The 25,792-nt window shown below is 68.0% G+C and carries 22 protein-coding genes; 12 read left to right on the top strand and 10 right to left on the bottom strand.

The genetic code is table 11. The annotated features are described in order from the left end of the window. Positions 1-26: 26 nt before the first annotated feature. The 6 genes from ABRP34_RS11650 to ABRP34_RS11675 form a co-directional block, all read right to left on the bottom strand. Positions 27-1,667, bottom strand: a complete 1,641-nt coding sequence (locus ABRP34_RS11650; protein ID WP_353710314.1) for an APC family permease — start codon at positions 1,665-1,667, stop codon at positions 27-29. A gap of 152 nt (positions 1,668-1,819) precedes the next feature. Continuing rightward, positions 1,820-3,367 carry an aldehyde dehydrogenase family protein gene (locus ABRP34_RS11655; RefSeq protein WP_353710315.1) on the bottom strand — a complete coding sequence of 516 codons (1,548 nt, stop codon included), beginning with the start codon at positions 3,365-3,367 and terminating at the stop codon, positions 1,820-1,822. A gap of 5 nt (positions 3,368-3,372) precedes the next feature. Continuing rightward, complete coding sequence (betA, locus tag ABRP34_RS11660) at positions 3,373-5,091, bottom strand: choline dehydrogenase (RefSeq protein ID WP_353710316.1); 1,719 nt, start codon at positions 5,089-5,091, stop codon at positions 3,373-3,375. A gap of 402 nt (positions 5,092-5,493) precedes the next feature. Beyond that, positions 5,494-6,078 (bottom strand): TetR/AcrR family transcriptional regulator, encoded by a 585-nt coding sequence (locus ABRP34_RS11665; RefSeq protein WP_353710317.1) that lies wholly within the window; start codon positions 6,076-6,078, stop codon positions 5,494-5,496. A gap of 64 nt (positions 6,079-6,142) precedes the next feature. Next, entirely contained in the window at positions 6,143-7,516 is a 1,374-nt protein-coding gene (locus ABRP34_RS11670) for an ATP-binding protein (RefSeq protein WP_353710318.1), read from the bottom strand. 23 nt (positions 7,517-7,539) lie between these two features. Further along, entirely contained in the window at positions 7,540-8,223 is a 684-nt protein-coding gene (locus ABRP34_RS11675; protein WP_003803012.1) for a response regulator transcription factor, read from the bottom strand. Positions 8,224-8,649: 426 nt separating this feature from the next. On the opposite strand from ABRP34_RS11675, the gene ABRP34_RS11680 reads away from it, so the two are divergent. The 5 genes from ABRP34_RS11680 to ABRP34_RS11700 all read left to right on the top strand — a co-directional run bounded on the left by ABRP34_RS11680 (position 8,650) and on the right by ABRP34_RS11700 (position 13,893). Further along, complete coding sequence (locus ABRP34_RS11680; protein ID WP_353710319.1) at positions 8,650-9,771, top strand: fused response regulator/phosphatase; 1,122 nt, start codon at positions 8,650-8,652, stop codon at positions 9,769-9,771. After that, positions 9,768-11,771: a glycosyltransferase gene (locus ABRP34_RS11685; RefSeq protein ID WP_353710320.1), complete on the top strand. Its 2,004-nt coding sequence runs from the start codon at positions 9,768-9,770 to the stop codon at positions 11,769-11,771. Before ABRP34_RS11680 ends, ABRP34_RS11685 begins: the two co-directional genes overlap by 4 nt. Then, a complete protein-coding gene (locus ABRP34_RS11690; RefSeq protein WP_003803017.1) occupies positions 11,761-12,093 on the top strand; it encodes an STAS domain-containing protein in 333 nt (110 codons plus the stop codon). The genes ABRP34_RS11685 and ABRP34_RS11690 overlap by 11 nt, the downstream gene beginning before the upstream one ends. Further along, on the top strand, positions 12,086-12,514 hold the full coding sequence (locus ABRP34_RS11695; RefSeq protein WP_314195712.1) for an ATP-binding protein: 429 nt from the start codon (positions 12,086-12,088) through the stop codon (positions 12,512-12,514). Before ABRP34_RS11690 ends, ABRP34_RS11695 begins: the two co-directional genes overlap by 8 nt. 77 nt (positions 12,515-12,591) lie before the next feature. Next, the gene (locus tag ABRP34_RS11700; protein ID WP_353710321.1) at positions 12,592-13,893 is read left to right on the top strand and encodes a glycosyl hydrolase; all 1,302 of its coding nucleotides are present in this window, start codon (positions 12,592-12,594) and stop codon (positions 13,891-13,893) included. 62 nt (positions 13,894-13,955) lie between these two features. Here the strand turns inward: ABRP34_RS11700 and opgC are convergent, their stop codons facing one another. Both opgC and ABRP34_RS11710 read right to left on the bottom strand, forming a co-directional pair. Then, positions 13,956-16,499 carry an OpgC domain-containing protein gene (gene opgC, locus ABRP34_RS11705; RefSeq protein ID WP_353710322.1) on the bottom strand — a complete coding sequence of 848 codons (2,544 nt, stop codon included), beginning with the start codon at positions 16,497-16,499 and terminating at the stop codon, positions 13,956-13,958. Next, entirely contained in the window at positions 16,496-17,764 is a 1,269-nt protein-coding gene (locus ABRP34_RS11710; RefSeq protein WP_353710323.1) for a GAF domain-containing sensor histidine kinase, read from the bottom strand. Before ABRP34_RS11710 ends, opgC begins: the two co-directional genes overlap by 4 nt. A 253-nt stretch (positions 17,765-18,017) precedes the next feature. Between ABRP34_RS11710 and uraD the strand changes: the two genes are divergently transcribed. The 6 genes from uraD to purM are packed head-to-tail and all read left to right on the top strand — an operon-like array spanning position 18,018 to position 23,171. Continuing rightward, positions 18,018-18,515 carry a 2-oxo-4-hydroxy-4-carboxy-5-ureidoimidazoline decarboxylase gene (gene uraD, locus ABRP34_RS11715; RefSeq protein WP_003803026.1) on the top strand — a complete coding sequence of 166 codons (498 nt, stop codon included), beginning with the start codon at positions 18,018-18,020 and terminating at the stop codon, positions 18,513-18,515. Beyond that, on the top strand, positions 18,512-18,850 hold the full coding sequence (gene uraH, locus ABRP34_RS11720) for a hydroxyisourate hydrolase (protein ID WP_003803028.1): 339 nt from the start codon (positions 18,512-18,514) through the stop codon (positions 18,848-18,850). Before uraD ends, uraH begins: the two co-directional genes overlap by 4 nt. A gap of 11 nt (positions 18,851-18,861) precedes the next feature. Beyond that, positions 18,862-19,707, top strand: a complete 846-nt coding sequence (locus ABRP34_RS11725; RefSeq protein WP_353710324.1) for a fumarylacetoacetate hydrolase family protein — start codon at positions 18,862-18,864, stop codon at positions 19,705-19,707. A gap of 55 nt (positions 19,708-19,762) precedes the next feature. Further along, complete coding sequence (locus ABRP34_RS11730; protein WP_353710325.1) at positions 19,763-20,215, top strand: hypothetical protein; 453 nt, start codon at positions 19,763-19,765, stop codon at positions 20,213-20,215. Positions 20,216-20,262: 47 nt separating this feature from the next. Further along, positions 20,263-22,011, top strand: coding sequence for an amidophosphoribosyltransferase (gene purF / locus ABRP34_RS11735; RefSeq protein ID WP_353710326.1), 1,749 nt, complete (start codon positions 20,263-20,265; stop codon positions 22,009-22,011). Next, positions 22,008-23,171, top strand: coding sequence for a phosphoribosylformylglycinamidine cyclo-ligase (gene purM / locus ABRP34_RS11740; RefSeq protein ID WP_353710327.1), 1,164 nt, complete (start codon positions 22,008-22,010; stop codon positions 23,169-23,171). The genes purF and purM overlap by 4 nt, the downstream gene beginning before the upstream one ends. A 126-nt stretch (positions 23,172-23,297) precedes the next feature. Here the strand turns inward: purM and ABRP34_RS11745 are convergent, their stop codons facing one another. Then, on the bottom strand, positions 23,298-24,086 hold the full coding sequence (locus tag ABRP34_RS11745) for a VOC family protein (RefSeq protein ID WP_353710328.1): 789 nt from the start codon (positions 24,084-24,086) through the stop codon (positions 23,298-23,300). Positions 24,087-24,430: 344 nt separating this feature from the next. Next, the gene (locus tag ABRP34_RS11750) at positions 24,431-24,664 is read right to left on the bottom strand and encodes a DUF3073 domain-containing protein (protein ID WP_003803040.1); all 234 of its coding nucleotides are present in this window, start codon (positions 24,662-24,664) and stop codon (positions 24,431-24,433) included. 327 nt (positions 24,665-24,991) lie between these two features. On the opposite strand from ABRP34_RS11750, the gene ABRP34_RS11755 reads away from it, so the two are divergent. Continuing rightward, a complete protein-coding gene (locus tag ABRP34_RS11755; RefSeq protein ID WP_353710329.1) occupies positions 24,992-25,780 on the top strand; it encodes a septum formation family protein in 789 nt (262 codons plus the stop codon). Positions 25,781-25,792 lie beyond the last annotated feature (12 nt).

The following is a 25,792-nucleotide window of genomic DNA, read 5'->3' on the forward strand; positions in this document are numbered from 1 at the left end:
CTTTGGCTACGGCACCTCAGCCAAATCTAACCGACTTGCTGCGGTTCGAAATCCCCGTCCCGAGGACCGGACAGCCCGCTTGCCGTGCTGCTGCTCTCGATGCGGGTGGGCGGCTCCTGCACGGGCACCGGGGATGGGGCGGCGTGCACTGTGGCGTGCTCCGCGAGAATGCCCGTCTGGTGCCTGATCTTCAGGCGGTAGAGTAGCGCCCCGCCGCCGGTGACGGCGGCGACGAAGAGGACCCCGCCCCACTGCAGGTACCACTCGAACGGCGGAACCGAGTTGTAGATTTCGGGGCGCGGCCAGATCAGGTTCAGGGTCATGGCCCCGCCCCACAGAACCGCGAGGATGTTCACGGGCAGCCCCCATTTGCCCATGCTGAAGCCGGCGTCGGAGTGGTCGCCGGCGCCCGGCCACTTTTTCAGGAGGCGCTTGCGCAGCATGGGGACCGTGACCAGCAGGTAGGACAGGTAGATCAGGACGATGCTGATGCTGGACAGAATCGTGAAAATCGCGGGCTGCATGACGTTGACCAGCAACGGGATGACGGCCAGGATGCCGATCACGATGGCCGCAATGGTGGGGGTCTTGCGGACCGGGTCCACCTTGCTGAGCTGGCGGCTGAACGGCAGGTTGTTGTCCCGCGCCATGGCGAACATCATGCGGATGGCGGCGGCGTGCACGGCCAGGGTGCAGACCACGACGGCCACCACGATGCACACGAGGAAGGCCTTGCCGAAGGGGCCGCCCAGGACGGAGAGCACGATGTGCTGCAGGCCGCCGTCGGCTGCGCCGATCTTGGGGTCGGTAAGGTCCGGAGCGGCCAGGATGCCGAAGAGCAGGATCAGCCCGCCCAGCAGGAAGGAGGCGGTGACGGCGCGCAGGATGGCCTTGGGGGCGGTGCGCTTCGGGTCCTTCGTTTCCTCGCCGAGGGAGCTGGCGGTGTCGAAGCCGTACATGACGTAGCCGGACGCCATCGCGCCGATGAGGAACACGCCAAAGAAGCCGAGGTCGTGGCCTTCGCCGAACCCGGCGGTGTCGAAGAAGACCTCGGGTCCGCGCACCACGTGCCAGCCCAGCGCGAGGATGAGCAGCACGGCCGCGATCAGCTCAACGAACACGCCGATGCTGTTGATCCGGGTCATGAGCTTCACGCCGAATGCGTTGATGAGCGTGGAGATGGTGATCATGATGGTGGCGAGCAGAACTCCGTTAAGGGCAAAGTCGTAGGTGCCGGTGCCGTCGCCGACGATCTGGAATCCGGACCAGAGCTGCGGCAGGGTGATCTGCAGGGCAAGAGCCACGGATCCCAGCGCCATGATGGAGGACAGCAGCAGCAGCCAGCCGGCAAGCCACGCCGAGGTGCCGGAGGCGAGGCGCTTGGCCCAGTTGTAGACCGAGCCTGCCACGGGGTAGCGGCCTGCCAGTTCGGCAAAGCACAGCGCTACCATCAGCTGGCCGACGAAAACGATGGGCCAGGACCACGCGTACGCCGGGCCGGCCATGGAGAAACCAAAGTAGAACAGTTGAAAAACACCGGTGAGGATGGAGATGTAGCTGACGCCTGCGGCGAAGCTGGCGAACTTGCCGATGCTCCGGTCCAGGGTCTGGGCATAGCCGAACTCGTCCATGCCGCTTGAATCAGTACTCTTGCTGGGTTCCAACATCTGAACTCCTAAGTCAGAAAAGCACGATGGTAATGACCCGCGGCCGCCTTTGGACGCGGGTAACACTACACGCAGTTGATACTGCGTGCAGGTGAAACCGACGGCCGGGCACTGCGCTGCAGCGCCCGGCCGTCTCCCCCCAAAGCTGATGCCTAGCCGGCCGCACCGGCCCCCGTTTCGCCGGGGGTTTCCCCGGGAGCCGAGCCGAACCATCCGCTCGGGGCGGGGGCGATGTTCTGCCAGATGTGCTTGGCTTCGCGGTATTCGGCCAGGCCGGCCTGGCCGAGCTCACGGCCGATCCCGGACTTCCCGAAACCACCCCATTCCGCCTGGGGGACGTACGGGTGGTAGTCGTTGATCCACACCGTTCCGTGCCGGAGGGCGCCCGCGATGCGCTGCGCCTTCGACGCGTCCGAGGTCCACACCGCGCCGGCCAGGCCGTACTCGGTGTCGTTTGCGATCGCGACGGCCTCGGCCTCGGTCCGGAACGTCTCCACGGTCAGTACCGGGCCGAACGATTCCTCCCGCAGCACGCTCATGCCCGAGCGGCAGTTGCCGAGCACGGTGGGCGGGTAGAAGAAGCCGTCCGCGAGCGGCCCGTCGTCGGGGATGTAGCCGCCGCACAGCAGCTCTGCTCCCTCGGCGATGCCGGCCTGGACGTAGGCATGGACCTGATCGCGGTGCTTGGCGGAGATCAGCGGCCCGGTTTCGGCGTCGGAATCGAAGGGCCCGCCCATCCGGATCGTCTTCGCCCGCCGGACCACCTCGGCCACAAAGCGTTCGGCGATGGTCTCCTCGACGACGAGCCGTGCCCCTGCCGAGCAGACCTGCCCGGAATGCAGGAAGACCGCGGTGAGGGCGTTGTCGACGGCGGCGTCCCAGTCCGCGTCCGCGAAGACGACGTTGGGGTTCTTCCCGCCGAGCTCGAAGGCGACGCGCTTCACGGTTTCGGCGGCGGCGGCCATGATCGTTTGGCCGGTGGCCAGGCTCCCAGTCAGGGATACGAGGTCGACGCGCGGATCGGAGCTGAGCGGGCCGCCCACCTTGGACCCGGATCCCGTGATCAGGTTCGCCACGCCGGCCGGAACGCCGGCCTCTGCGAGGGTCTCCATGAGCAGGATCGAGGTCGACGGCGTGAGCTCGCTGGGCTTGAGCACGAACGAGTTCCCCGCCACGAGTGCAGGCGCCACCTTCCACGCCGCCTGGAGGAGCGGATAGTTCCACGGCGCAATGAGCGCGCAGACCCCGAGCGGCTCGTACACCACACGGCTGATCGCGTCCGCCCGGCCGGTGTCGATGACACGGCCGGCGTCGAGCCCGGCCACCTTGCCGTAGTACCGGAAGCACGCGGCGATGTCGTCCATGTCGTACTCGGCCTCCACGAGCCGTTTGCCCGTGTCGAGCGCCTCGGCCCGCGCATAGGCGGCCTTGTCCCGTTCAAGGAGGTCAGCAACGCGCAGCATGACCGCACCACGCTCGATGTCTGTGAGCCGGCGCCACGGGCCGTCGTCGAACGCGGCCCGGGCACTGGCGATCGCCCGCTCCGCGTCCTGCACTGTCGACGAGGCCACGACTGCCACCTCGCGCCCGTCCGCCGGGCAGCGCACGGTGGTGGTCCCGCCGTCGGACGCCTCCTGCCAGGCACCGTCGATGTACAGGCCGCGGGCAAGGTCCAGTTGGGTATCGATCGTCACGCTCATGCCCCTTAACCCTTCGCCGCCACGGCAGCGGCTGCCGCCGGCACGGATCCGCCGCGTTCCAGCGGGCTCACTCCGTGCCGGTAGAACTCGGCGTGCTGGGGTGCGAGCGGCGCTTTGCCGGCGATCAGGTCGGCGGCCTTTTCGGCGAGCATCATCACCGGGGCGTAGATGTTGCCGTTGGTGACGTACGGCATGGCCGAGGCGTCCACCACGCGGAGGCCGCGTGTGCCGTGCACGGTCATGTCCAGCGGGTTCACCACGGCCATGGGGTCGGAGTCCGGGCCCATCTTCGCGGTGCAGGACGGGTGCAGCGCCGTCTCGGCGTCGCGGGCCACCCAGTCAAGGATCTCCGCGTCGGTCTGCACGCTCCGGCCGGGGGAAAGCTCGCCGCCGTTGAAGGGTCCCATGGCCGACTGGCCCAGGATGTCGCGGGCAACATGGATCGCCTCGACCCATTCGCGGCGGTCCTGGTCGGTGGAGAGGTAGTTGAACAGCATCGACGGGTGCACCGTGGGATCGGTGGACTTGATCTTCAGGCTGCCGCGGGCGTCGGAGTACATGGGGCCGATGTGCACCTGGTAGCCATGCTTGGCGTCCGCCTTCTGTCCGTCGTAGCGGACGGCAACCGGGAGGAAGTGGAACATGAGGTTGGGGTACGCCACGTCCTCGTTGGAGCGGACGAAGCCGCCGCCCTCGAAGTGGTTGGTGGCGGCCGGACCCTTCCGTCCCAGCATCCACTGCAGCCCGATCAGCGGGTAGCGCCACAGGTCCAGGGCGGGCTGCATGGAGACCGGCTGGGTGCAGGCGTGCTGGATGTAGACCTCGAGGTGGTCCTGGAGGTTTTCGCCGACGCCGGGCAGGTTCACCACGGAGTTGATGCCCAGCGAGTTCAGGTGGGCTGCGTTGCCCACGCCGGAGAGCTGCAGAAGCTGCGGGGTGTTGATGGCGCCGCCGGCCAGGATCACTTCGCCCGCGGTCACCTGGTGGGTCTTGCCGTTGCGGCGGTAGGTGACGCCGGTGGCCACGTTGCCCTTGAAGTTGACCTTGGTGACGAGCGCACGGGTCAGGACGGTCAGGTTCTTCCGGCCGAATTCAGGCCGCAGGTAGGCGCGGGAAGCGGAGAGCCGCTGGCCCTTGTGGACGTTGCGGTCGAACGCCGCGAAGCCCTCCTGGCGGTAGCCGTTGACGTCGTCGGTCAGGGGGTAGCCCGCTTCCTGGGCGGCGGCGAAGAACGCCTGGAACAGCGGGTTGGTGGCGGGGCCGCGCTCCAGCACCAGCGGGCCGGAGTGTCCGCGCAGTTCATCGTCGGGGTCGGCGGCCAGCGCGTTTTCCATCCGGTTGAAGTACGGGAGGCAGTGCGCGAAGTCCCACGTTTCCATGCCGGCGTCGGCGCCCCAGCGCTCGTAGTCGAGCGGGTTTCCGCGCTGGAAGATCATGCCGTTGATGGAGCTCGAGCCGCCCAGGACCTTGCCGCGGGCGTGCGCCACGCGACGGCCGCCCATGTGGGGCTCGGGATCGGACTCGTAACGCCAGTCGTAGAACGGGTTGCCGCTGGGGAAGGTCAGCGCGGCAGGCATCTGGATGAAAAGGTCCCAGGGGTAGTCGCTCCGGCCGGCCTCAAGAACCAGGACGCTGCTCTGGCCTCCGTCGCTCAGGCGGTTGGCGAGCACGGAACCCGCGCTTCCGCCGCCGACGATGACGTAGTCGTAAGTGGTCTGTGTCATGCAAATTCTCCTTCTACCTGGTGCAGATCAACCGCTGAGGGCGGGTTGTCCTTCATCCGGACGCTGGCGATATCGCGAAACCCCGGAAACGTACTTGGCTGGTCTTTACCCCCGCGTGGGGGTTGACGGGATGGTCTGGGAGTTGCGGCGGGTCGAGTTTTCCCTCGGTCCGAAACCTTTGGCCGCCGAGCCGGGAGTCGCGCATGAAACGCCTTTATTTCGGCGGGACCCCGTTTGTGTGGTGTAGGTCATACACATGCAGAGTAGTCCACCTTGAACAAGTGTTCAAGGTTAAAACTGAACCGATGTTCAAGATTTTTTGGGTGCAGTTTGCCGAAGGGCCGGGCTGTGCCGGTTTTGGCGAGCCCGGGTTGCGCTTGTTCTAACTCGGGGTTGGATCCGCTACGCGGCGAAGGCGATTTGCTCCGTGCGGGCGATGCTCCTGCGGATGGATGCCTCATCGACGCCAAGGAGCGCCGTCAGCCACATCCCGTTTTGCACGACGACGATGTCAGCCGCCCGCTCCCTGCATTCATCGCCGGAAAGCTCGGGTTTGGCATTCCCTATCAGCGCCGCGAGCCCATCGAGATACCGCTCAAATGCAGCAGCGTTTATCAGCGCAAAGTCCTCATGGGCCTGCGCGAGCGCCCAAAGGTGGAGGCGCAGGGACAGGTGTTGGGTGGTCAGCAATTCCGGGTCGGCAACGCGCCGGAGGGCTTTCTGGAGCTGTTCGTCCGGGGCCGATGCCGGATCGGGCGCCACGAGCTTGAGATCGCGTTCGTCGATCCGGTGCAAGGCCGCACGGATCAGGCTCGACTTGTCTTCGTAGTAGTAATTGACGAGCCCCAGTGCGACCCCGGCCTCGCGGGCCACAGCGCGCATGTTCACGCCTGAGATGCCGTGGCGAGACAGCAGGCCCAGCGCGGCTTCGAGAATGCGTTCCTGCCTGTCAACCTGTTCGCCGGAGTTCACGGTGCTTGTATCCACTTGGCCAGAATATGGCGAAACCCGTGATGGTGCATCTGCTGTCCGGGCGATGGCCGAAGTCCGGTCAGGGGCGCGGGGCGGCCCTGAATGTCACGCGGGCGTCCAGGCCCGGGGCGCCGGGCCTGGCTTCGAGGGACGCCGCCGCGCCGCTCGCCTCGGCGAGCTGCTGGACGATGGCCAGGCCCAGGCCGCTGCCCTCGGACGTCGACTGGCCGCGCCAGAAGCGGTTGAAGGCCCGGTGCCGGTCCTCCTCGGAAAGCCCGGGACCGTCGTCGAGCACGTGCAGCTCGAAAGCTCCGGAGGCGCCGTCCGGGCGGACCACGAGGCGGATCTCCGAGTCCGGCGGCGCCACGGCCAGGGCGTTGTCGATGAGGTTGTCGATGATCTGTTCCGCCGCGCCGGGCATGGCCAGCACCCTCGCCTCCGGAACCGCGTCCAGTACCGTCCGCACTCCGCTTTCCTCGGCCAGCGCCTCCCACTGCTCCACGCGGTTCCGGGCGATCTCGCTGAGGTCCACGTCCTCCCGGTCAACGTGCCGGCTGTCCGCCCGGCTCAGGAGGAGCAGGCCGTCGATGATGCGCTGCAGCCGGTACGTCTCCTCCAGCGAGTCGGCCACCATGACGCGCGCGCCGTCGGGATCGTTGCCAACAGCGTCCACGGCGTTCTCCAGCCGCAGCCGCAGTCCAGTCAGCGGGGTGCGCAGCTGGTGGGACGCGTCGCTGGCAAATCCGCGCTGCTGCTGCAGCAGGTGCTCCAGCCGGTCCGCCATCTGGTTGAAGGACCGTGCCAGGGTGCGCAGCTCCGGCGGGCCCTGCTCCTCCTCGGTGCGGGTGGCGAGGTTGCCTTCCGCGAGCAGTTCGGTGGCCTTCTGCAGCCGTTTGATCCGCCCGGTCACGGCGCCGGCCATCAGGTAGGCCAGCAGGCCGGCCAACAGCACGGTGGTGCCCGCCACCGCCCACATCACCCTCAGCTGGCCGGACACGCGGTCCTCCACCACCGATGCCGGGTACGTCAGGCGCACCGCACCGGTGATGTTCTCGCCGCTGAGGACGGGAACCGTGACGTACACCAGGTCGAAGCCCAGGGTGTCCGAGTGGCGCTGGCCGGAGGTGATCTGACCGGCGAGCGCGGCGGAAATTTCGGGGCGCGAAAGGTAGGAGGCCCCGGTAGCCGACTGGTCGTCGTCGGACGTCGCCACCGCGGTCCCGGCGCGGTCCACGACCACCACTCGTGCCCCGCTGGCGCGGCCGTAATCGCGGACGGCCGTGGCCACCGTCCCGGGCGCGGGACCTCCCGTCTCAAGCAACTGCCGTGCCCGCCCGCTGAGCAGGAAGGCGTCGCGTTCGAGCGAGGTGGCCAGGCGGTCCCGTTCCACCCGGACGAGGTAGCTGCCCAGCGGAATGTCCTGCACCAGCACCACCAGGAGCGTGATGGCCATGAACGCTCCAATCAGCCGCCATCTCACCCGGGCACGTCCAGCCTGAACCCGACGCCGCGCACCGCCTCGATCCAGCGGGGGTCGCCGAGCTTCTTCCGGATAGCGGCCACATGCGCATCCAGCGTCTTGGTGGTTCCGTACCAGGTGCCGTCCCACACCGCGCGCAGAATGTCGCTGCGCTGGCACACGGCGCCGGGGTCCTCGGCCAGGTAATAGAGGAGCTCGAACTCCTTGGCAGTGAGGTGGATTTCAGCGCCGTCCACCAGGACCCTGCGTGAGCGCTGGTCGATGCTCAGCGTGCCGATCACACGGGTGCCGTCAGCCGGCGGAGCGGTCCCGGACTGGGGGTCGGCCGTGCGGCGGGCCACGGCCCGGATCCGCGCGATGAGTTCCCGCATTCCGAACGGCTTCACCAGGTAGTCGTCCGCGCCCAGCTCCAGGGCCAGCACCCGGTCGATCTCCTCGTCGCGGGCACTGACAACGATGATCGGCGTCATGGTCAGGGACCGGATGGACCGGCAGACGTCCGTGCCGTCCATGTCCGGCAGCCCCAGGTCCAGGAGCACGAAGTCAGGGCTGGAGGACCGGACCGCGGCGAGCGCCCCTGCCCCGTCCGCGACGTGCCGGGCCTGGAAGCCGGCCCTGGTCAGGCCCTCCAGCACGCCGGCGGCCACCGATTCGTCGTCTTCAACCACCAGGATCTGCATATCCGATTATCTTCCGGCCGGAACGGTGCCGCGGCGGATAGCCACGGCTTGCACAGCCTACTTCTCCCAGCTTTGACAATTCTTGGCCCGCCGAGGCCCCCAGCCACCCCCTCCGTCCGCAACCCTTCCTCAGATCCTGCGCCCCATGCACCGATCCTTCCTCAGGTCCTGCAGGACAAGCCCAAACGCTTCCGCACCGATTGCGGAAGCGTCAGGCAGGACCCGACGAAAGCTGAGGAAGCGTCAGGCAGGACCCGACGAAAGCTGAGGAAGCGTCAGGCAGGACCCGACGAAAGGTGAGGAAGGATCGGTCAAAAGGCGGCAAAAGCTGAGGAAGCGTTGACAGCGGGTTCACTCCGGCCGAATACGCTGGACACGCTGCGCGTCCGGCGTGACAAGTCTGTAAAGACCGGACTTAATAGAGGCATGCCTGCAACCCCTGAGCCGCGCCGCGCCGTCGTTATCGAGGATGACCCGGACATCCGCGGACTGCTGGTCCGGGTCCTGACCAAACAGGGCTTCGAAGTCACCGAGGCCGGCGCCGGTTTCCCGGGCATCGAGGCGGTGCGGAACACCAGGGCCGACCTGGTCACCCTGGACCTCAACCTTCCCGATCTGGACGGGCTGGAGGTCTGCAAGCGGCTGCGTGAGTTCTCAGACGCGTTCATCATCATGCTCACGGCCAGGGTGGATGAGCTGGACAAGCTCACCGGCCTGGACAACGGGGCGGACGACTACATCAACAAGCCCTTCAGCCCCCGTGAGTTCCAGTCCCGGATCAACGCGCTGTTCCGCCGTTCCCGCACCCCAGCCGCGGACGAAGCGGCCCAAAACGACCTCCGCCGCGCCGCCGAGGTGCAGCAAAGCCTGCTCCCCCGCGAGGAAGTCCGGCTGGATGGCTATGAGGTGGCTGGTGTCTTCCGCCCCTCACGCAGCGTGGGCGGCGACTTCTACGACTGGTACCAGACCCCCGGCGGGCTCCACCTGACGTTCGCCGACGCCATGGGCAAGGGCATGGGCGCCGCCCTCATCGCGGCCACCGCCCGGGCAGTCATGCGCTCGGTCCGGCACGACCCGGACCTTGGAAATGCCTTCAGCCTGGCCAGCCGTTCGATCGCCTCGGACCTGGACATCTCCGGGTCCTTCGTCACGCTTTTCCACGCCCGGCTGGACGCCGGCTCCGGCAAAGTCAGCTATGTCGACGCCGGCCACGGCCTGGCGCTTCACCTCCAGGCCGACGGCGGTGCGCAGCGGCTTCCGTCCAGCGGCCCGCCCGTCGGAGCCTGGGGTGACGCCGACTGGACCGAAGCGGACCTGGCGCTTGCCCCCGGTGACTCGCTCGTCGTCGTCAGCGACGGCGTCCTTGACGTGTTTGGCTCCGTCGAGGAGTTCACCGACGCCGTCCGCCGGTCGACGCATGGGCAGCCCACCGCGAGGGAAGCCTGCGCCGCCCTGCTCCAACTGGCCCCGGCCGACACCGCGGAGGACGATGTCACTGCGGTCATGGTGCGCCGCCTGGCCGGGGCGGCCGGAACGGCGGCGCCGTGACGCGTTTCTGGATCCGGGTGGTGGTGCTTTTAACGGTGCTCCTGGGGATCAACTACATCGCGTGGCGCTGGCTGGCCTCGCTGAACTGGGATGCCTGGTGGATCGCGGTGCCGCTCGTGGCTGCGGAGACCTACAGCCTCATCGACGTCATGCTGTTCGGCATGACCGTGTGGCGCCTGAAGATCCGCAAGGCTGCGCCGCCTCCGCCTGCCGACGCCACCGTGGACGTCTTCATCACCACGTACAACGAGCCGCTGGACCTGGTGATGACCACGGCCCTCGCCGCGAAACGCATCCGGCACCCGCACAGCACCTGGATCCTGGACGACGGCGCCCGCCCCGAGATGCGCCGCCTCGCCGAGGAGCACGGACTGGGGTACGTCACCCGCAGCGAGGACTGGAAGAACATGCCCCGCCATGCAAAGGCGGGCAACCTGAACAACGCCCTGATGGTCACCGAAGGCGAGTTCCTGCTCATCCTCGACGCCGACCAGATCCCTGAGCCGGACATCCTCGACAAAACGCTGGGCTACTTCACCAACCCCAAGGTTGCGCTGGTGCAGACGCCCCAGTACTTCAGCAACGTCCCGGCCTCTGATCCGCTCGGAAGCCAGGCGCCGCTGTTCTACGGCCCCATCCAGCAGGGCAAGGACGGCTGGAACGCCGCTTTCTTCTGCGGATCCAACGCCATCCTCCGCCGCGAGGCCCTCATGCAGCTGGGCCTGGTGGGCTACGTCAAGGAGACGGAAAAGAGCATCCGGCGCGCCCTGGCGGCATCGCAGTCGGCCATCCGGAAGGCGCGGAAATCGGCGGAATCGGACAACCTCCTCGTGGCGCAGATGCTCGACGAGGTGGAGGCCGCCACCCTGGAAGCCCGACGCCAGCTTGACGACGGCGAGTCGCTGAGCGAGATCACCTACCGGGTCCGTCGGAAAGTGGACCAGGCTGTCCAGGCCCTCGTCCAGGCCGACGTATCGGCACTGCAGGCAGACCTTGAGGAAATCGCCGCCATGGAACTCGCCCACGTCGGTGATTCCGGCGTCCCGGTGGTGGCCGACGACGCCGTGCAGCGCATGTCCGCCCGGGACTGGTCCCCGCTCGGTGCCATCGAATCGGTGCAGGCGGTCCTGGACGCCCTCTCCGTGGAACGCACCGGCGAAGCCCAGCCCGTCATGCCGCTGGCCACCATCTCCGTGACCGAGGACATGGCCACCGCCATGCGCATCCACGGAATGGGATGGGAGAGCGTCTACCACCACGAGGTCCTCGCCTACGGCCTTGCCCCGGAGGACCTCGCCACCATGCTGACGCAGCGGCTGCGCTGGGCCCAGGGCACCATCCAGGTGATGCTCCGCGAAAACCCGCTGGTGCAGCGCGGCCTCAAACTGGGCCAGCGGCTCATGTACTTCGCCACCATGTGGACGTACCTGAGCGGCTTTGCCGCGGTGATCTACTTCGCCGCCCCCATCGTCTACCTGCTGCTCGGCATCCTGCCGGTCACCAGCCTCAGCGCCGACTTCTTCATCCGCTTCATCCCCTTCATGGTGGTCAACCAGCTGCTGTTTGCCATCGCCGGCCGCGGCATCCCCACCTGGCGCGGGCAGCAGTACAGCCTTGCGCTGTTCCCCACCTGGATCAAGGCGTGCACGACGGCGGCCCGGAACGTCTGGTTCGGACGTCCCCTTGGGTTCGCCGTCACACCCAAGGACCGCCAGACGGGCGGCCCCAGCTGGAGCCTGATCCGGCCGCAGATCGTGGTGTCCGTGCTGCTGGCCATCTCCTCGGTGGTGGGCGTCGCGCGGCTTGCCGCCGGGATGTCCGAACCGATCGGTACGCTGGTCAACGTGGCCTGGGTGGTCTTCGACCTCGTGGTCATGAGCATCCTGGTCCGGGCCGTGCTGTACAAGGGTTTTGAGGCAGATGGTTTCGAAGAGGGTTCAGGGCCGGAGAATCTTCCGGCAGAGGGTTTGATCGAAGAGAGGAAGACGGATGGATCTTAGTTACGAGGTCAAGGATTCGTACGCCGAAATCAAGGCCGCCGGCCGCCTGAACATGGTGTCCGCGCCGAAGCTGCGGGAGTTCGTGGCGGACGTTGTTGCCTCGGGGTCCAGCCGGATCGTGGTGAACCTGGAGGACACCGCATTCATGGATTCCTCGGGGCTGGGAGCCCTCATCGGCTGCCTGAAGGCGGCCCGCCAGGCAGGCGGTGACCTCCGCATCGCCGCCGTCCAGCCGCAGGTGAAGATGGTCCTGGAACTGACCAGCATGGACCGCGTGCTGACGTCCTACGCCACCGCGGACGAGGCGTTCGGCAATGACTGACGTCCTGGCCCGCCGGAGCTTCCGGAACGTGGCAACGCCCGAGGCCGTCGATGCCGTGCACGGCCAGCTGGACGACCTCTGGGAGGACGCCCCGTTCGTCCCGGACATGGACCGGATGACGTTCGCCACCGCCGTGATCGAGGCCGCCGCCAACGTGGTCCAGCATGCGGAGCCGGAGTCAGCAGACCCAGTGGAACTCGGCGTGGACATCTGCATCCGCCAGACCAGCCTGCAGGCCGAGGTCAGCGCCTTCGGCGCCGCCAGCCCGGCGATCGACGACGGCGATCCCGCCATGCCCGGCGAGGACGCCGAGTCGGGACGCGGGCTGGCGCTGATCCGTGCGCTGGTCACCACAGTGACGTTCACCCGGCAGGACGGAACAAACACCTGGGTTCTGTCGCGGGAGCCCATCGGCTCCTGACCGCTGCGCGAATCCTTCGCTGATGCTGCGCTCCTGCAGCGCCTAGGCCAAGAACTTGACGGTACCTTGAGCTGACTATGAGACTGCCCAAGTTACTCGCCACTGTCCTCGCTGCCCTGTGCGTAGCCCTGCCGGCCAGCATCACGGCGGCCGGCACACCTGCGCAGGCCGCCCCGGCCGCCATCACACTCGACCCGGTATCCGGGCCCGCCGGCACCACCGTCACCGTGACCGGGACAGGCTTCCCGAAGAAGAGCCCGGGAACGCTCAGCGCCGGGGCCAATGCGGTTCCCTTCACGGCCAGCGCATCCGGCTACTTCACGGCTGCGCTTGTCATTCCAGAGAGCGCCCATCCGGTGGTTCCCGTAACCGCCGCCTCCGGCAGGGTGAGTGCTTCGGCCCCTTTCACCCTCACGTACAGCTCCCCCTCTGCCGCCGATCCTGCTCCTGAGCCCGCCCCCGCGGCCGCCCCGGGAGACGGGTCGGCAACATCGACGGCGCCGTCAGCACCGCAGCCCGGCACGTCCCTCCTGCGGTTCGGGGTGGGCACACCCGGCGGGCCGCTGGCTTCGGCGGAACTCGACGAGGTGGCCGCACTGGCCGGGGAGGCGCCGTCGGTCATCCTGTCCTACAAGGATTTCAACCAGGCGCCGCCGCTCGCCGAACTTGAGGCAGCCCGGAGCCGCGGCGCGGTGGTCCTGCTGACGTGGGAGCCGTGGGCCTGGGGCGGAGGCACGTCCCAGCCCGCCTACGCGCTGGACCGCATCACCGCCGGCGACTTCGATCCCTACCTGCGGCAGTGGGGGCAGGCCCTGGCAACCTGGGGCCATCCCGTGATGCTGCGCTTCGGCCACGAGATGAACGGCAACTGGTACCCGTGGTCGGAACAGCTCAACGGGAACGGCCCGGGGGACTATGTTGCCGCGTGGCGGCACGTCCACGACGTCGTGGCCTCCACTGGCGCCGCAAACGTCACCTGGGTGTGGAACCCGAATGTGCCGTACTGGGGCTCCGCTCCGCTGACTGCCCTCTACCCCGGCGCCACCTACGTGGACGCGGTGGCACTCGACGGCTACAACTGGGGCACGTCAGCGTCCTGGAGCACGTGGGTCTCGCCGTCCCAGCTGTTCGGGCAGGGCCTGGCAGAACTCCGCGGCCTGGCTCCCGGCAAGCAGATCCTCATCGGCGAGACGTCCGCCGCGGAGCAGGGCGGGTCGAAGGCCGAATGGGCGACGTCCCTGGTGGGCTACCTGGCCGCCCAGGGGGATGTCACGGCCCTGACCTGGTTCCACTTCAACAAGGAGACAGACTGGCGGATCAACAGCAGCACAGCCGCGGCGGACGCGCTGCGCAGCGCCCTGGCCACCCGCCGGGGCTAGGGCGCCGGCGCCCGCCGTGCCCACCCCGGCACGGCCCGCCGGCGCCAACGGGGTGAGCCCCGTCAGGTGGGGATGACGCGGAAAAGGAAGCGGGTCCGGACCATGACCCAGAGCAGCGCCAGGATCACCGCATAGGCGGCGGTGTTGAACAGCACCCGGCCCTCCTGCAGGGCCGGGATGTTGGCGACGACGGCGATCAGGGCCACGTGAATGATGAAGACATACAGTGTGGCCCGGCCCAGCGGGATGAGGAACCACCCCAGCGCCCGGTGGACCGGCTTCCAGTACGCCGTCAGCAGCGCATAGGCCGCGACCACCAGCACCAGGACGTTCAGCAGCCGTCCCACTCCGAGGTAGGTCCGGCCGAAGTAGGCGTCATACAGCGCCCGGTAGCCCGTGTCCGGCAGGATGGCCACGCGGACGTCGAAGCTGTTGGCCAGGTAGGGGTTGCCCCAAGCCAGGAACGCGAAGGCCGCCGCCAACACGGTGCACACCACCACCACCCACGAATGGGCGGACAGCCAGCCGATGATCCGGCGCCGGTGGTAGCCGGCCACCATGCCGACGATAAACAGCACCTGCCACACCAGCAGCGGGAAGGAATCCTCGAATTCGGAGGGCAGGAGCCGGATCCGGAAGACGGCCCCGGCCGCGTACAGCGCCGTGGTGGCGGCCAGCACCCACAGCACCTTTCCCCGCGACAGGGCCCAGAGGACCAGCGGGCTGGCCAGGAGCAGGATCACGTACAGGCCCATCACGTTGAACTGCCAGGGGCCGAACTGCAGCAGCAGGATGCCCGGGATGACCTCCGGCGCCACCGGGAAGTGCAGCAGCGAGTCCATTCCGGCATACAGGTCGTAGGAGCGCCCCGCTCCGCCGCGTCCGGCCGCCCCCGTGCCCTGGTCCACGAAGGAGGTCAGGGTGTCCGCGTTGATCGCGGGAACCAGGGAGATCAGGAATACGCCGATCAGTACCACGAGTGCCGTGGCGTAGAGCTTGCCGGCGCGTTTGGTGGTGTGGTCAATTACGTCACCAAAGCTGTCCTTCACCCGGGGTCCGAACACCATGCCCAACACCAGCCCCGAAAAGAGCACAAAGAGCTCCGCTCCGGAGACGAAGCCCACAGCCTCCTGGGTGAGCAGCTGGAACAACGAGGTCATGCCCACGTGGTTGACCACCACGAACACGATGGCGAGGCCGCGCAGGAAGTCCACCCGGGAATCACGCGGGGAGGGGTCGCCGTACGCCCAGCCCGCTGCCCGGGGCAGAAAGCGCGGAAGCAGCCAAAGCAAGCTGACGACGGCGGCCAGGACAGCCGCCGTCGTCCACGCACCGACTCCGCCGAGGACTTTCCCAACACCGTCTGAATCGTCCCCGGCCAGGTTGCCGCGGGCCGTCACCGGCCCGGTGACCAGCGCTGAGTCCGCCAGCCGCGCGCCCACTGCCGCGGCGATGCCGGGCTGGCCCGTCAGCCGCCAGTCGATGGCCGCCACCCCGGTGTCCCGGGTACTGGTCCGTTCGTCCCAGACAACGGCGCCGATGTTCCCGAACCGCTCCGAAGATGCCAGGTCGAGCACCTGGTTCCACCAGGCCAGCTTGATCTCCGGTTCCGCCGCGCCGCCGGTGGTGGAGCTGAAGAATGCGGCAGTCTGCAGCATCAGCGGCTTGCTGCGGCCCTGCACGTAGTCCGCGTAGAAGTCGCCGTAGCCGCCGCGGCCATCGCTGCCGGTGAGCATGGCCGCCAGCTCGCCGTCGGCCGGAAGTGTGTTGGCGGCGGAGGCGCCGCCGGTGTCGTCATGATAGGCGCCCAGTCCGGACCACTCCACGGCGTCGTCACCGGGGTAGTACGGCGCGTAGGCATCATCGGTGCCGTCCCAGCGGCCGTCGCCGTTGGTGTCCAGCAGCCTGAACCCGTCCGATCCCTGGACGGGAGCGTTGCGGTTCCGCTCGAACGGGTAGTCGCGGCCCAGGAAGGGTTGCCATACCATGACGGTGCCCGCGTCGTCCCGGGTTTTGAAGGCTGCGGCCACGGTCCGGAATGCCTTCTTGTACGCCTCCGGCTGCTGGCCCCAGGAGACCCAGCTGGTGTTCATGTCCGGCGCGAACCTGATGTACAGCTTGCCCCGGAAGCCGTCGCCGAGCTGCTCCACTGTCCGGGCAAACGCTGCTGCGTCGTCGGCGGACACCTGGTCCATGGACCGGGAGGGCTTGACCGTCAGCAGGGCATGGGCTCCCTGCGCGTCGCTTTGCCGGAAAAACTCGCGAATGTGGACCTTCTCGGATTCCTGCAGCGGGAGGGCGATGTCGTGTCCGAAGATGGCCGGCACCGAACCCAGCCGCTCCGCGAAGCCGGCGGCGCTGTCCTTGCCCCATTCCAGAGCTGCGCCGAAGAACGGTCCCTCCCCGGCGGCCCCATTCTTCACTGTGGCCGCCTCGACCACAGCGCCCGCCTTGACCACAGCGCCCGCCTTCTCCGCGGTGTCTGCATTGCATACGGCGCCCGGGCTGGCAAGAGCAAGGCCGGCCGGCAGGAGGACGAGCATGAGCGCCAGCAGTATGGCGGCGCCGGCCCGGAGCGGGCCACGCCCCGGCGCAATGCCGCTCACGGGGCAGCGGGGAAGGTCAGCACCACGGTGGTTCCGCCCCCGCGGGTCTCCGTCAGGGTCAGGTCACCCCCGTGGGCCTGCGCGATCCGCCGGCACGTGGCCAGGCCCAGCCCGGATCCCGGGCCGTCCCCTTCCCGATGCAGGCGCACCAACGGCTCCAGCACGCGCTGCCTGTCCTCCGGCCTGATTCCCTTCCCGTTGTCCGCGACCAGGACCGCGGTGCCGTGGTAGTTGGAAACCGCGCTGATCCGGATTTCCAGGGGACGCTCCGGGCTGCGATAGTTCAGGGCGTTGGAGAGCAGATTCTGCAGCAGGGCGCGCAGCTGGAGCGGATCCGCGTGCAGCTGCGCATCGTCCGAGTCCAGCGTGGCTCCGGCTCCGAACGGGATGCCGAGGTCCCGCGCGACGTCTGCGGCGGCCCCGCGCAGTGAGACGGGCTGCCGATGCAGGGCGCCGCCCACCTTCGAGTAGTCCAGCACGTCCTCGAGCATCGCCAGCATGCGCCGGCCGCTGGCACCGATGAGCTGCAGGTATTCAGCGGCCGGATGCTCCGGCTGCATGTCCGGATCGTCCTCGCTCAGTTCCACGTAGCCAAGAATCGTGGTCAGCGGAATACGCAGGTCGTGGCTGACGCGGCCCGCGAACTCGCCCAGTTTGGCGTTGCTCCGCCGCACCTCATCCAGCGCCGCATTCAACTGCAGCGTCCGGTGCTGGAGTTCCAGCAGCTCCACGGTCTGCTGGGCGAGGAGCTCCAGCATGGCGATCTGCTCCGGCTCGGGACTTGCCGGCTCGTCGGAGAAAACGCACAGCGAGCCGAGCACGAAGCCGGAGGCGGTTTCCAGCGGCACCGACGCGTAGAACCGGACAGCGGCGATCTCACCGGTCACAAAAGGATTGTTCGCAAAGCGCGGGTCCTCGGAGGCATCGCGGACCACGGTGGTCTCCCGGGTCAGGAAGATCCGGGCGCACATCGAGTCCTCACGGGAGCAGATGCCCGGCTCGACGCCAGACGCCGCGATCTGGCGCTGCTGGTCCGCGGTAATCACATTCACCACGCTGAAGGGCACACCGCACAGTTTGGCCGCCAGGTCCACGAGGTTGTCCAATGCGGTGCGGGCAGCGTTAGTGCGGCCGGCACCTGTGAGGGCGGTGCCGATGGGCGGGGAAGTTATGCCGTCCTGGCCGGAAAGCAGCCCGTACGCCTGCAGTGCGGCCTGCCGGTCAATATCCTGCTTCGGGAGCGTCCGAGCGCCGGTCCCTTTCATCCGTCCCCTATCGCCGCGCGGGACTCCGACCCAGCGTCAAGTCCCCCCGACGCCGATACTATCCGCCAGGCTCAACCCCTGCTGTAGTCTCTTGACACCGGCGGTCCCGCTCGGCTTCACTATTACGTATGCTGAAATAACAGTTCCATGATGCGGAACTCGACGCTCGCAAGGGATGTCGACCGCCGGGAGAGTATCCGGCCCTCCGCATAGCCGTCACCATGGATGCCAGCAGACGCTTGAGGATCACAACGTGAAGCTTGCCGAATTCAATGCCGCGGACAGGGACGCTGCCAACGCAGTCCTGCGCCCCTGCATCGACGTCCCCCGCTGGGTGGACCAGATTGCCGCTGCGCGCCCGTTCGCATCTCGCCAGGAGCTCCTCGACGGAGCCCGGGCCGCCGCGGCCCCGTTTACCCCGGACGAGGTGGAAGGCGCCATGGCACACCACCCGAGGATCGGCGAACGCCCCGCCGCGCAGACCGCCGAGGCCGCCATGTCCCGGTCCGAACAGGCAGGCGTGGACCCGGCGGACACGGAGGTGGCCGACGCCCTGGCACGCGGTAACCGCGCGTACGAGGAAAAGTTCGGCCGGGTCTTCCTGATCCGCGCCGCCGGCCGCACCGCCCCCGAAATCCTGGCAGCGCTGAACGAGCGCCTGGCCAATACCCCGGCGCAGGAAGACGCCATCGTTGCGCAGCAGCTGCGGGAAATTGCCCTGCTGCGCCTGGAAGGAGTGATCAGCGAATGAGCGTTTCGCATGTGACAACGCACGTCCTGGACACCGGCGCCGGACGCCCGGCGGCGGGCATCGCCGTCGTGCTTTACGCGAACGACGGCGGCAGCTGGACAGAGCTGGGCAGCGGCACCACCGATGCGGACGGCCGCGCGAAGGACCTGGGACCGGAGGTCCTGGCCCCCGGGAACTACCGGCTCAACTTTGCCACCGGCGACTACTACGCCCAGCAGGGCGGCACCACGTTCTTCCCGGAGGTGGACCTGGTCTTCGAGGTCACCGGCACCGAGCACTACCATGTGCCGCTGCTGCTGAGCCCGTTCGCCTACTCCACCTACCGCGGCAGCTGAAAGGAGACAGCATGCGGCTGATGCGCATTGGCCCGGCGGGCCAGGAGGTGCCGGTGGTCATCGACGACGACGGCCAGGCCTACGACCTGCGGCCGGTCACCCAGGACATTGACGGGCACTTCCTGCAGAACTGGACCGGCCAGCTGCCGGACCTGGACCTGAGCGGCCTCCCCCGGGTGACCCTCGACGGCAAACGGATCGGTGCGCCGATCGCCAGGCCCGGCGCCGTGATCGGCGTGGGGCTGAACTACGCCGAGCACGCCGCAGAATCCGGCCTGCCCGTGCCGGAGCGCCCCATCATCTTCTTCAAGCATCCCAACACCGTGGTGGGCCCCGACGACGACGTCGTCATCCCGCCGGGGGCACAGCGGGTGGACTGGGAGGTGGAACTGGGCGTGGTCATCGGCCGGCGTGCCAGCTACCTGGCATCCGACGCCGAGGCGGCGGACTGCATCGCGGGCTACGTCCTCTCCAACGACGTCTCCGAGCGCGAGTACCAGCTGGAACACTCGGGGCCGCAGTGGTCCCTCGGCAAGTCCTGCCCTACCTTCAACCCGGTGGGGCCGTGGCTGGTGCCCGCCGCGGCGGTGGAGGCGGACGACATCCGTCTCGCGTCCTGGGTCAATGACGAGGTCCGGCAGGACAGCTCGACGGCGGACATGGTCTTCGGGCCGGCAGAGCTGGTCCGCCGGCTCTCGCAGTACATGGTGCTGGAACCCGGCGACCTCATCACCACCGGCACCCCGGAGGGCGTGGCGCTGTCCGGCCGCTTCCCCTACCTGAAAGCCGGGGACGTCATGCGGATGTCCGGCGGAGACCTGCTCGGCGGGCAGCGGCAGCGGCTGGTGCAGGCCTGAACAGGCTGATCGCGCCGGGCAGGCTGGCCGCCGGGATGACAGTAGGCTAGATGGCATGTCTTCCGACCAGCCCACCCCTGAACGGGGTCAAACCCCTGAACGGGGCGAAATTCCCGAACAGCGCCAGATCACCGTACGGCGCGCCCCCAAGTATGTTCCCTTCCTGATCCTGGGCGGGCTGGTGGGCTTCGCCGCGGCGGCGGTCATTGCTTATGCCCTGCCCGGCGATGCCAGCTACGACCGCGGCGCTGTATACGGCTTCTTCATGGTGCCCTGCGCCGCGGCCGGTGTGATTCTCGGCGCAATTGCTGCCCTGGTGCTGGACCGGGCCAGCGTGCGCCGCGCCCGCCGCGGCGTCGTGGAAGCCGTTCCGGAAGCGGAGCTTTCTCCCGAACGCACGCACCCAGGCACGGCACCAGCCGCGCATCCGTCCACAGAACCGTCCACAGAACCCGGCACCGCCCCGGAGCGGACCACGGACGACGGCGAGACCGGCCAGCGGTCATAATCCGGCGGCCGGAATTTCCATACCCCATGACGTGAGATAATCGACCAGTGGCACGCGGCGATGGAAAACTTTCTCATGATCTTCTCCCTGGCGAAAAAGGCCCGATGGACGCATGCGGCGTCTTCGGGGTCTGGGCACCAGGTGAAGAAGTAGCAAAACTTACCTACTACGGGCTGTACGCGCTGCAGCACCGCGGTCAGGAGTCGGCTGGTATAGCCACCAGCGACGGCAAGCGGATCAACGTCTACAAGGACATGGGCCTCGTATCCCAGGTCTTCGACGAGACCACGCTGAACACCCTGACCGGGCACCTGGCCGTGGGCCACTGCCGCTACTCCACCACCGGAGCCAGCCACTGGGCCAACGCCCAGCCCACGCTGGGCGCTACCGCCACCGGCACGGTGGCCCTGGCCCACAACGGCAACCTCACCAACACGGCCGAACTGAACGCCATGATCCATGAGCGCAACGGCGGCCAGCTCAGCGGCGAAATGAAGCAGGGCAACACCTCCGACACCGCCCTGGTGACGGCGCTGCTGGAGGGCGAAGAGGGCAAGTCCCTCGAGGAGACCGCCCTCGAACTGCTTCCCAAGATCCGCGGCGGCTTCTGCTTCGTTTTCATGGACGAAGGCACGCTCTACGCAGCCCGTGACACTTTCGGCATCCGCCCGCTCTGCCTGGGCCGGCTGGAGCGCGGCTGGGTGGTCGCTTCCGAGCAGTCCGCCCTGGCCACCGTCGGCGCCAGCTTCATCCGGGAGATCGAGCCCGGCGAGTTCATCGCCATCGATGAACAGGGCGTGCGGTCCCGCCGCTTCGCGGACCCGACGCCGGCCGGCTGCGTTTTCGAGTACGTCTACCTCGCGCGCCCCGACGCCGCCATCGCCGGCCGGTCCGTCTACGAATCCCGCGTGGAGATGGGCCGCCAGCTGGCACGCGAGAACACCCAGACCGCTGACATCGTCATCCCGGTCCCCGAGTCCGGCACGCCCGCGGCCGTGGGCTACGCCGAGGAATCCGGCATCCCGTTCGCGCACGGCTTCGTCAAGAACTCCTACGTGGGCCGCACGTTCATCCAGCCGTCGCAGACGCTGCGCCAGCTGGGCATCCGGCTGAAGCTCAACGCCCTGGAGTCCGTGATCCGCGGCAAGCGCGTGGTGGTGGTGGATGACTCGATCGTCCGCGGCAACACCCAGCGCGCCATCGTCCGGATGCTCCGCGAGGCCGGCGCCGCCGCCGTCCACGTCAAGATTTCCTCCCCGCCGGTCCAGTGGCCCTGCTTCTACGGCATCGACTTCGCCTCCCGGGCAGAGCTCATCGCCAACGGCGCCACCATCGAGGAGATCTCCCAGGCCATCGGCGCCGATTCGCTCGCGTACATTTCCGAAGACGGCATGATCGGCGCCACCCAGCAACCACGCGAACGGCTCTGCACGGCATGCTTCACGGGCAAGTACCCCATTGAGCTGCCCGGCGCCGACAAGCTCGGCAAGAACCTGCTGGAGCGCACGGACCTGGGCGGCCTGCCTGCCCCGTCCGGCGCCGCTCCGGCCGCCGGTTCGGCAGCCGGTTCGGCAGCGGATGCTGCCGCCGACGCCGCCATCGAACCGGCTGCCGCCACCCCCGGCAACCCGGAAAGCATCCCGGTGACCGAGGACCCCGCGGAAAAGCCGGGCGCCACGGGCTGTGACCCGGGACCGGATTCCGAACTCGAGAACCTGCTGACCGACGCCGACCGCGTGCCCGATCTCCACCACGACGCTGCGACCGTCGGCGCTGACAAGAAAGAGTCCCTATGACTTCCGCTTCCTCTACTGCTGACATGAATGCTGCCCAGAACAACACCGGCATCACCTACGCGGCCGCCGGTGTGGACGTCGAAGCCGGCGACCGCGCCGTCGAGCTTATGAAGGACGCCGTCAAGGCAACCCACAACGCATCGGTGATTGGCGGCGTCGGCGGTTTCGCAGGCCTGTATGACGTCTCCAGGCTCCTCACCTACAAGAGGCCCCTGCTGGCCACCTCCACGGACGGCGTGGGCACCAAGGTGGCCATCGCCCAGGCCATGGACATCCACGACACCATCGGTTACGACCTCGTGGGCATGGTGGTGGACGATATCGTGGTGGTGGGCGCCGAGCCGCTGTACATGACCGACTACATCGCCTGCGGCAAGGTGGTTCCGGAGCGCATCGCCGACATCGTCCGCGGCATCGCCGCCGCCTGCTCCGTGGCCGGAACCGCGCTGGTGGGCGGCGAAACCGCCGAGCACCCCGGCCTGCTGGGCGAACACGAGTACGACGTCGCCGGCGCCGCCACCGGCGTGGTGGAAGCTGGCGCGCTGCTCGGACCGGACCGCGTCCGTGCCGGCGACGTGGTGATCGGCATGGCCTCCTCCGGCCTGCACTCCAACGGCTACTCGCTGGTCCGGCGCGTCATCAACCACGCCGGCTGGGCGCTGGACCGCCAGGTGTCCGAGCTCGGCCGCACGCTGGGCGAGGAACTACTGGAACCCACCCGCGTCTACGCCGCCGACTGCCTGGACCTGGCACGGGCCTTCCCGGTCACCGCGGACAAGGCTGTGCACGGCTTCAGCCATGTCACCGGCGGTGGCCTGGCAGCCAACCTGGCCCGCGTGCTGCCGCAGGGGCTCGTGGCCACCGTTGACCGCTCCACCTGGGAGCTGCCCGCCATCTTCAAACTTGTTTCCGAGCTGGGCCGCGTGCCGCTGCCCGACCTGGAGCGCACGCTCAACCTCGGCGTCGGCATGGTGGCCGTGGTCTCCGCCGAAGCTGCAGACGCTGCCGTGGCCCGCCTGAACGAGCGCGGACTGCCGTCCTGGATCATGGGCGCCGTCAGCGCCGATTCGGACGCCGTGGCCAAGACCGGTCCGGACTACGTGCAGGGCGCCAAGGGCGTGGACGGCGGCGCAGTCCAGCTGGTCAACGCCTACGCTTAAATACATCATCGAGTGCTCCCCACCGGCCCCCTCGCCTCGCAAGCTCGGCCAGGGAACCCTGCCGGCGTGGGCCCAACCGCCCTCTAGAACCTTCATAAGGGCGGTTGGGGAGCACTCGATGCGTGTTTAAACTTCCAGGACGCTGAACACCCCGCCCTGGGGGTCCTTCAGGGTGGCGACGGTGCCGCCGTCGTCGTCAAACTCCGGCTCCACGAGCACCTCGGCGCCGGCGGAAACAGCCGACAGCACCGCTTCCTTGACGCTGGAGACGCCGAAGTAGACCTGCCAGCCGCGGTTGCCGGCGTCCCCGCCCTCCTCGTCCTCCTCCGGAGCAGCGGCGATGCCCGCCACCTCCGCGCCGTCCACCATCAGCGTGGTGTAGGTTCCACCGTCGTCCTGGGGGTACTCGGTCACCTCGTGCCCGAACAGCTGCTGGAAGAAACCGACGGCGGCCTGCGGCTCGGGCGTGATCAGTTCGGCCCAGGCGAACGCGCCGGGCTCGTTGTGCCGCCCGCTGCCCGGGTGGGTACCGGCCTGCCAGATGCCGGTGGCACCGCCGCCCGGCGGCTCCACGAACACCATGGTTCCGGTGTCCCCGATGGCCTCCGGCCCGAACTGCACCGAGCCGCCGGCGTGTTCGGCTTCCTCCGCGGCGGCCCGGGCATCCACCGCGGCGAAGTATACGTTCCACTGCGCGGGCCGCTGTGCACCCCCCTGCTGCGGCTGCGGTGCCACTGTCGCCACGAGATCGTCATCCAGGAAGGCCTTCGCGTAGCTGCGTCCGTCCGGAGTCGGCAGGTCCTCGTAGCGCCACCCGAACACGGCGGCGTAGAAGGCCTTGGCCGCAGCCACATCCGGCGTCTGGACGTCCGCCCAGCAGAGCTCTCCGAGGCTGTACCCGCTGCGCTGAACCATGGGTCCGTACCTTTCGTTGGCTGAGTTCCTCCAGCCTAATTCCTCCGGGCGCTGGCGTGCACGGCCCGTCCGGTGAAGGCGGCGAGGCCCTGGGTGATCAACTCCAGGCTTTCCCTGCAACGGACCCGGAATATACAAAAGGCCCGTTGGGTACGCCAAAGACTGGCGTGCCCAACGGGCCTGATAACTGTGGCGACACCCGGACTCATCCCTGCGGCCACGTCTCTGGCTATGACCAGATGTCCGGATCAGGCAGGGAGACGGGCAACCCGATGCGGGAAATACCCAGGAGGTGTACGACGGCGGCGTTCAGCCAACTGCCTTACGGCAGTTCAGGGAAACGACTAACCGATACGACGGCTGTCTACCTCGTCGTCGTCTTCATCCAAATCGTCCGCGTACTTATCCACGTAGGCTGAATAGTCCGGCTCGACCGGTTCATTCGCGAAATGGCTCGTGGCACGACTTCCCGGACCCGTGAGCTCACGCTGTAGGGCCGAATAATCGGTGTTCGGGGAGTAGTACTTGATGTCCCGAGCCTGCTTGGTAGCTTTTGCCTTTTGACGGCCGCGCCCCATGGCGTGACCCCCTTTTGTACTTGGACCGGAGGTGGTCACCTTTGGCGATCGGTGAGGCCCCGGAATGTTTGGTCAATTTGTCGTACCCCTAGATTACATGCTTTCGGCGGCATCTGCTTGCCACACGGGCCTCCGGAGGCCCCCGCAGCCCGCTTCTCCGCGGCAATCCGGGCTTCGCAGGGATTTTTTGTTCGATAGAGTCTCCTGAACGACTGAAATTAGCGGGCATGGGAATCCGGCAACCGGCCGCCAGGGCCACACCGCGGAAACGCATGGATACCGGATCCTCACCGCCGAGCGAACGCCAGGAAGGGGTGCCGCCCCCATATGAATGACAACGATCCCAGCCACGACGGGGAACGCGGGACGGTCCGCTCCGTCACCGTGCAGCCCGAGCCAGCTGAGGCCCAGTCAGCCGGCTGCGAACCGGCGGAGCCCAAACCGGTAACGCCAGAGTCAGCCGGGCCGGACCGGACCCAACCCAGCGCAGCCCGGCCCGGTACCGCCCGGCCCGGCGCCGCCCAGGCCATTGCTGCCCGGCTCAAAAGCCTCCTCGGATCAATCCGTTCCCGGCTCGCGCAGACCGAGGTCCGGCAGACCCTGCTCAAAGCCGGTTTTGTCGTTGCGCTGCTCGTGGTGGGCGGCCTGCTCGTGTGGCTTCTGACGTCGCTCCTCGCCAGCGCCACCATGCAGGCCGCCAACCGGCCCGAGGCAACCGCGGCGCAGTCCTCCCCCGCCGCGCCGGCTGTATCGCCCCGGCCCAGCCTGCCCCTGGCCAACGTGGGCCCGCTGGACTTCCGGGTGGGCGACTGCTTCAAGGACTTCGACCCCGAGGCATCCAAGTCCACCGTGGTTGCGTGCACCTCCGACCATTCCGCCCAGCTGGTGGCGGTCACCCATTACGCTGACGGTGACGCGTACCCGGGCCGGGAGGGCCTGAAGACAAGGGCCCGGGAGACGTGCCAGACGGCGGCCCTGACGGAGAAGTCCAATGCGTACAACCTGAACTACCGCCTCGCCTACCCGAGCACGGCAAGCTGGGCCAAGGGCGACCGCCGCGTGGACTGCTACGTCACCGCGTCGGGCAACGTCATCAAGGCAAGCCTGCTCCCGTAGTTCCCTGCCCCC

The organism is Arthrobacter sp. K5 (genome assembly GCF_040448525.1).
Taxonomy (GTDB): domain Bacteria; phylum Actinomycetota; class Actinomycetes; order Actinomycetales; family Micrococcaceae; genus Arthrobacter; species Arthrobacter globiformis.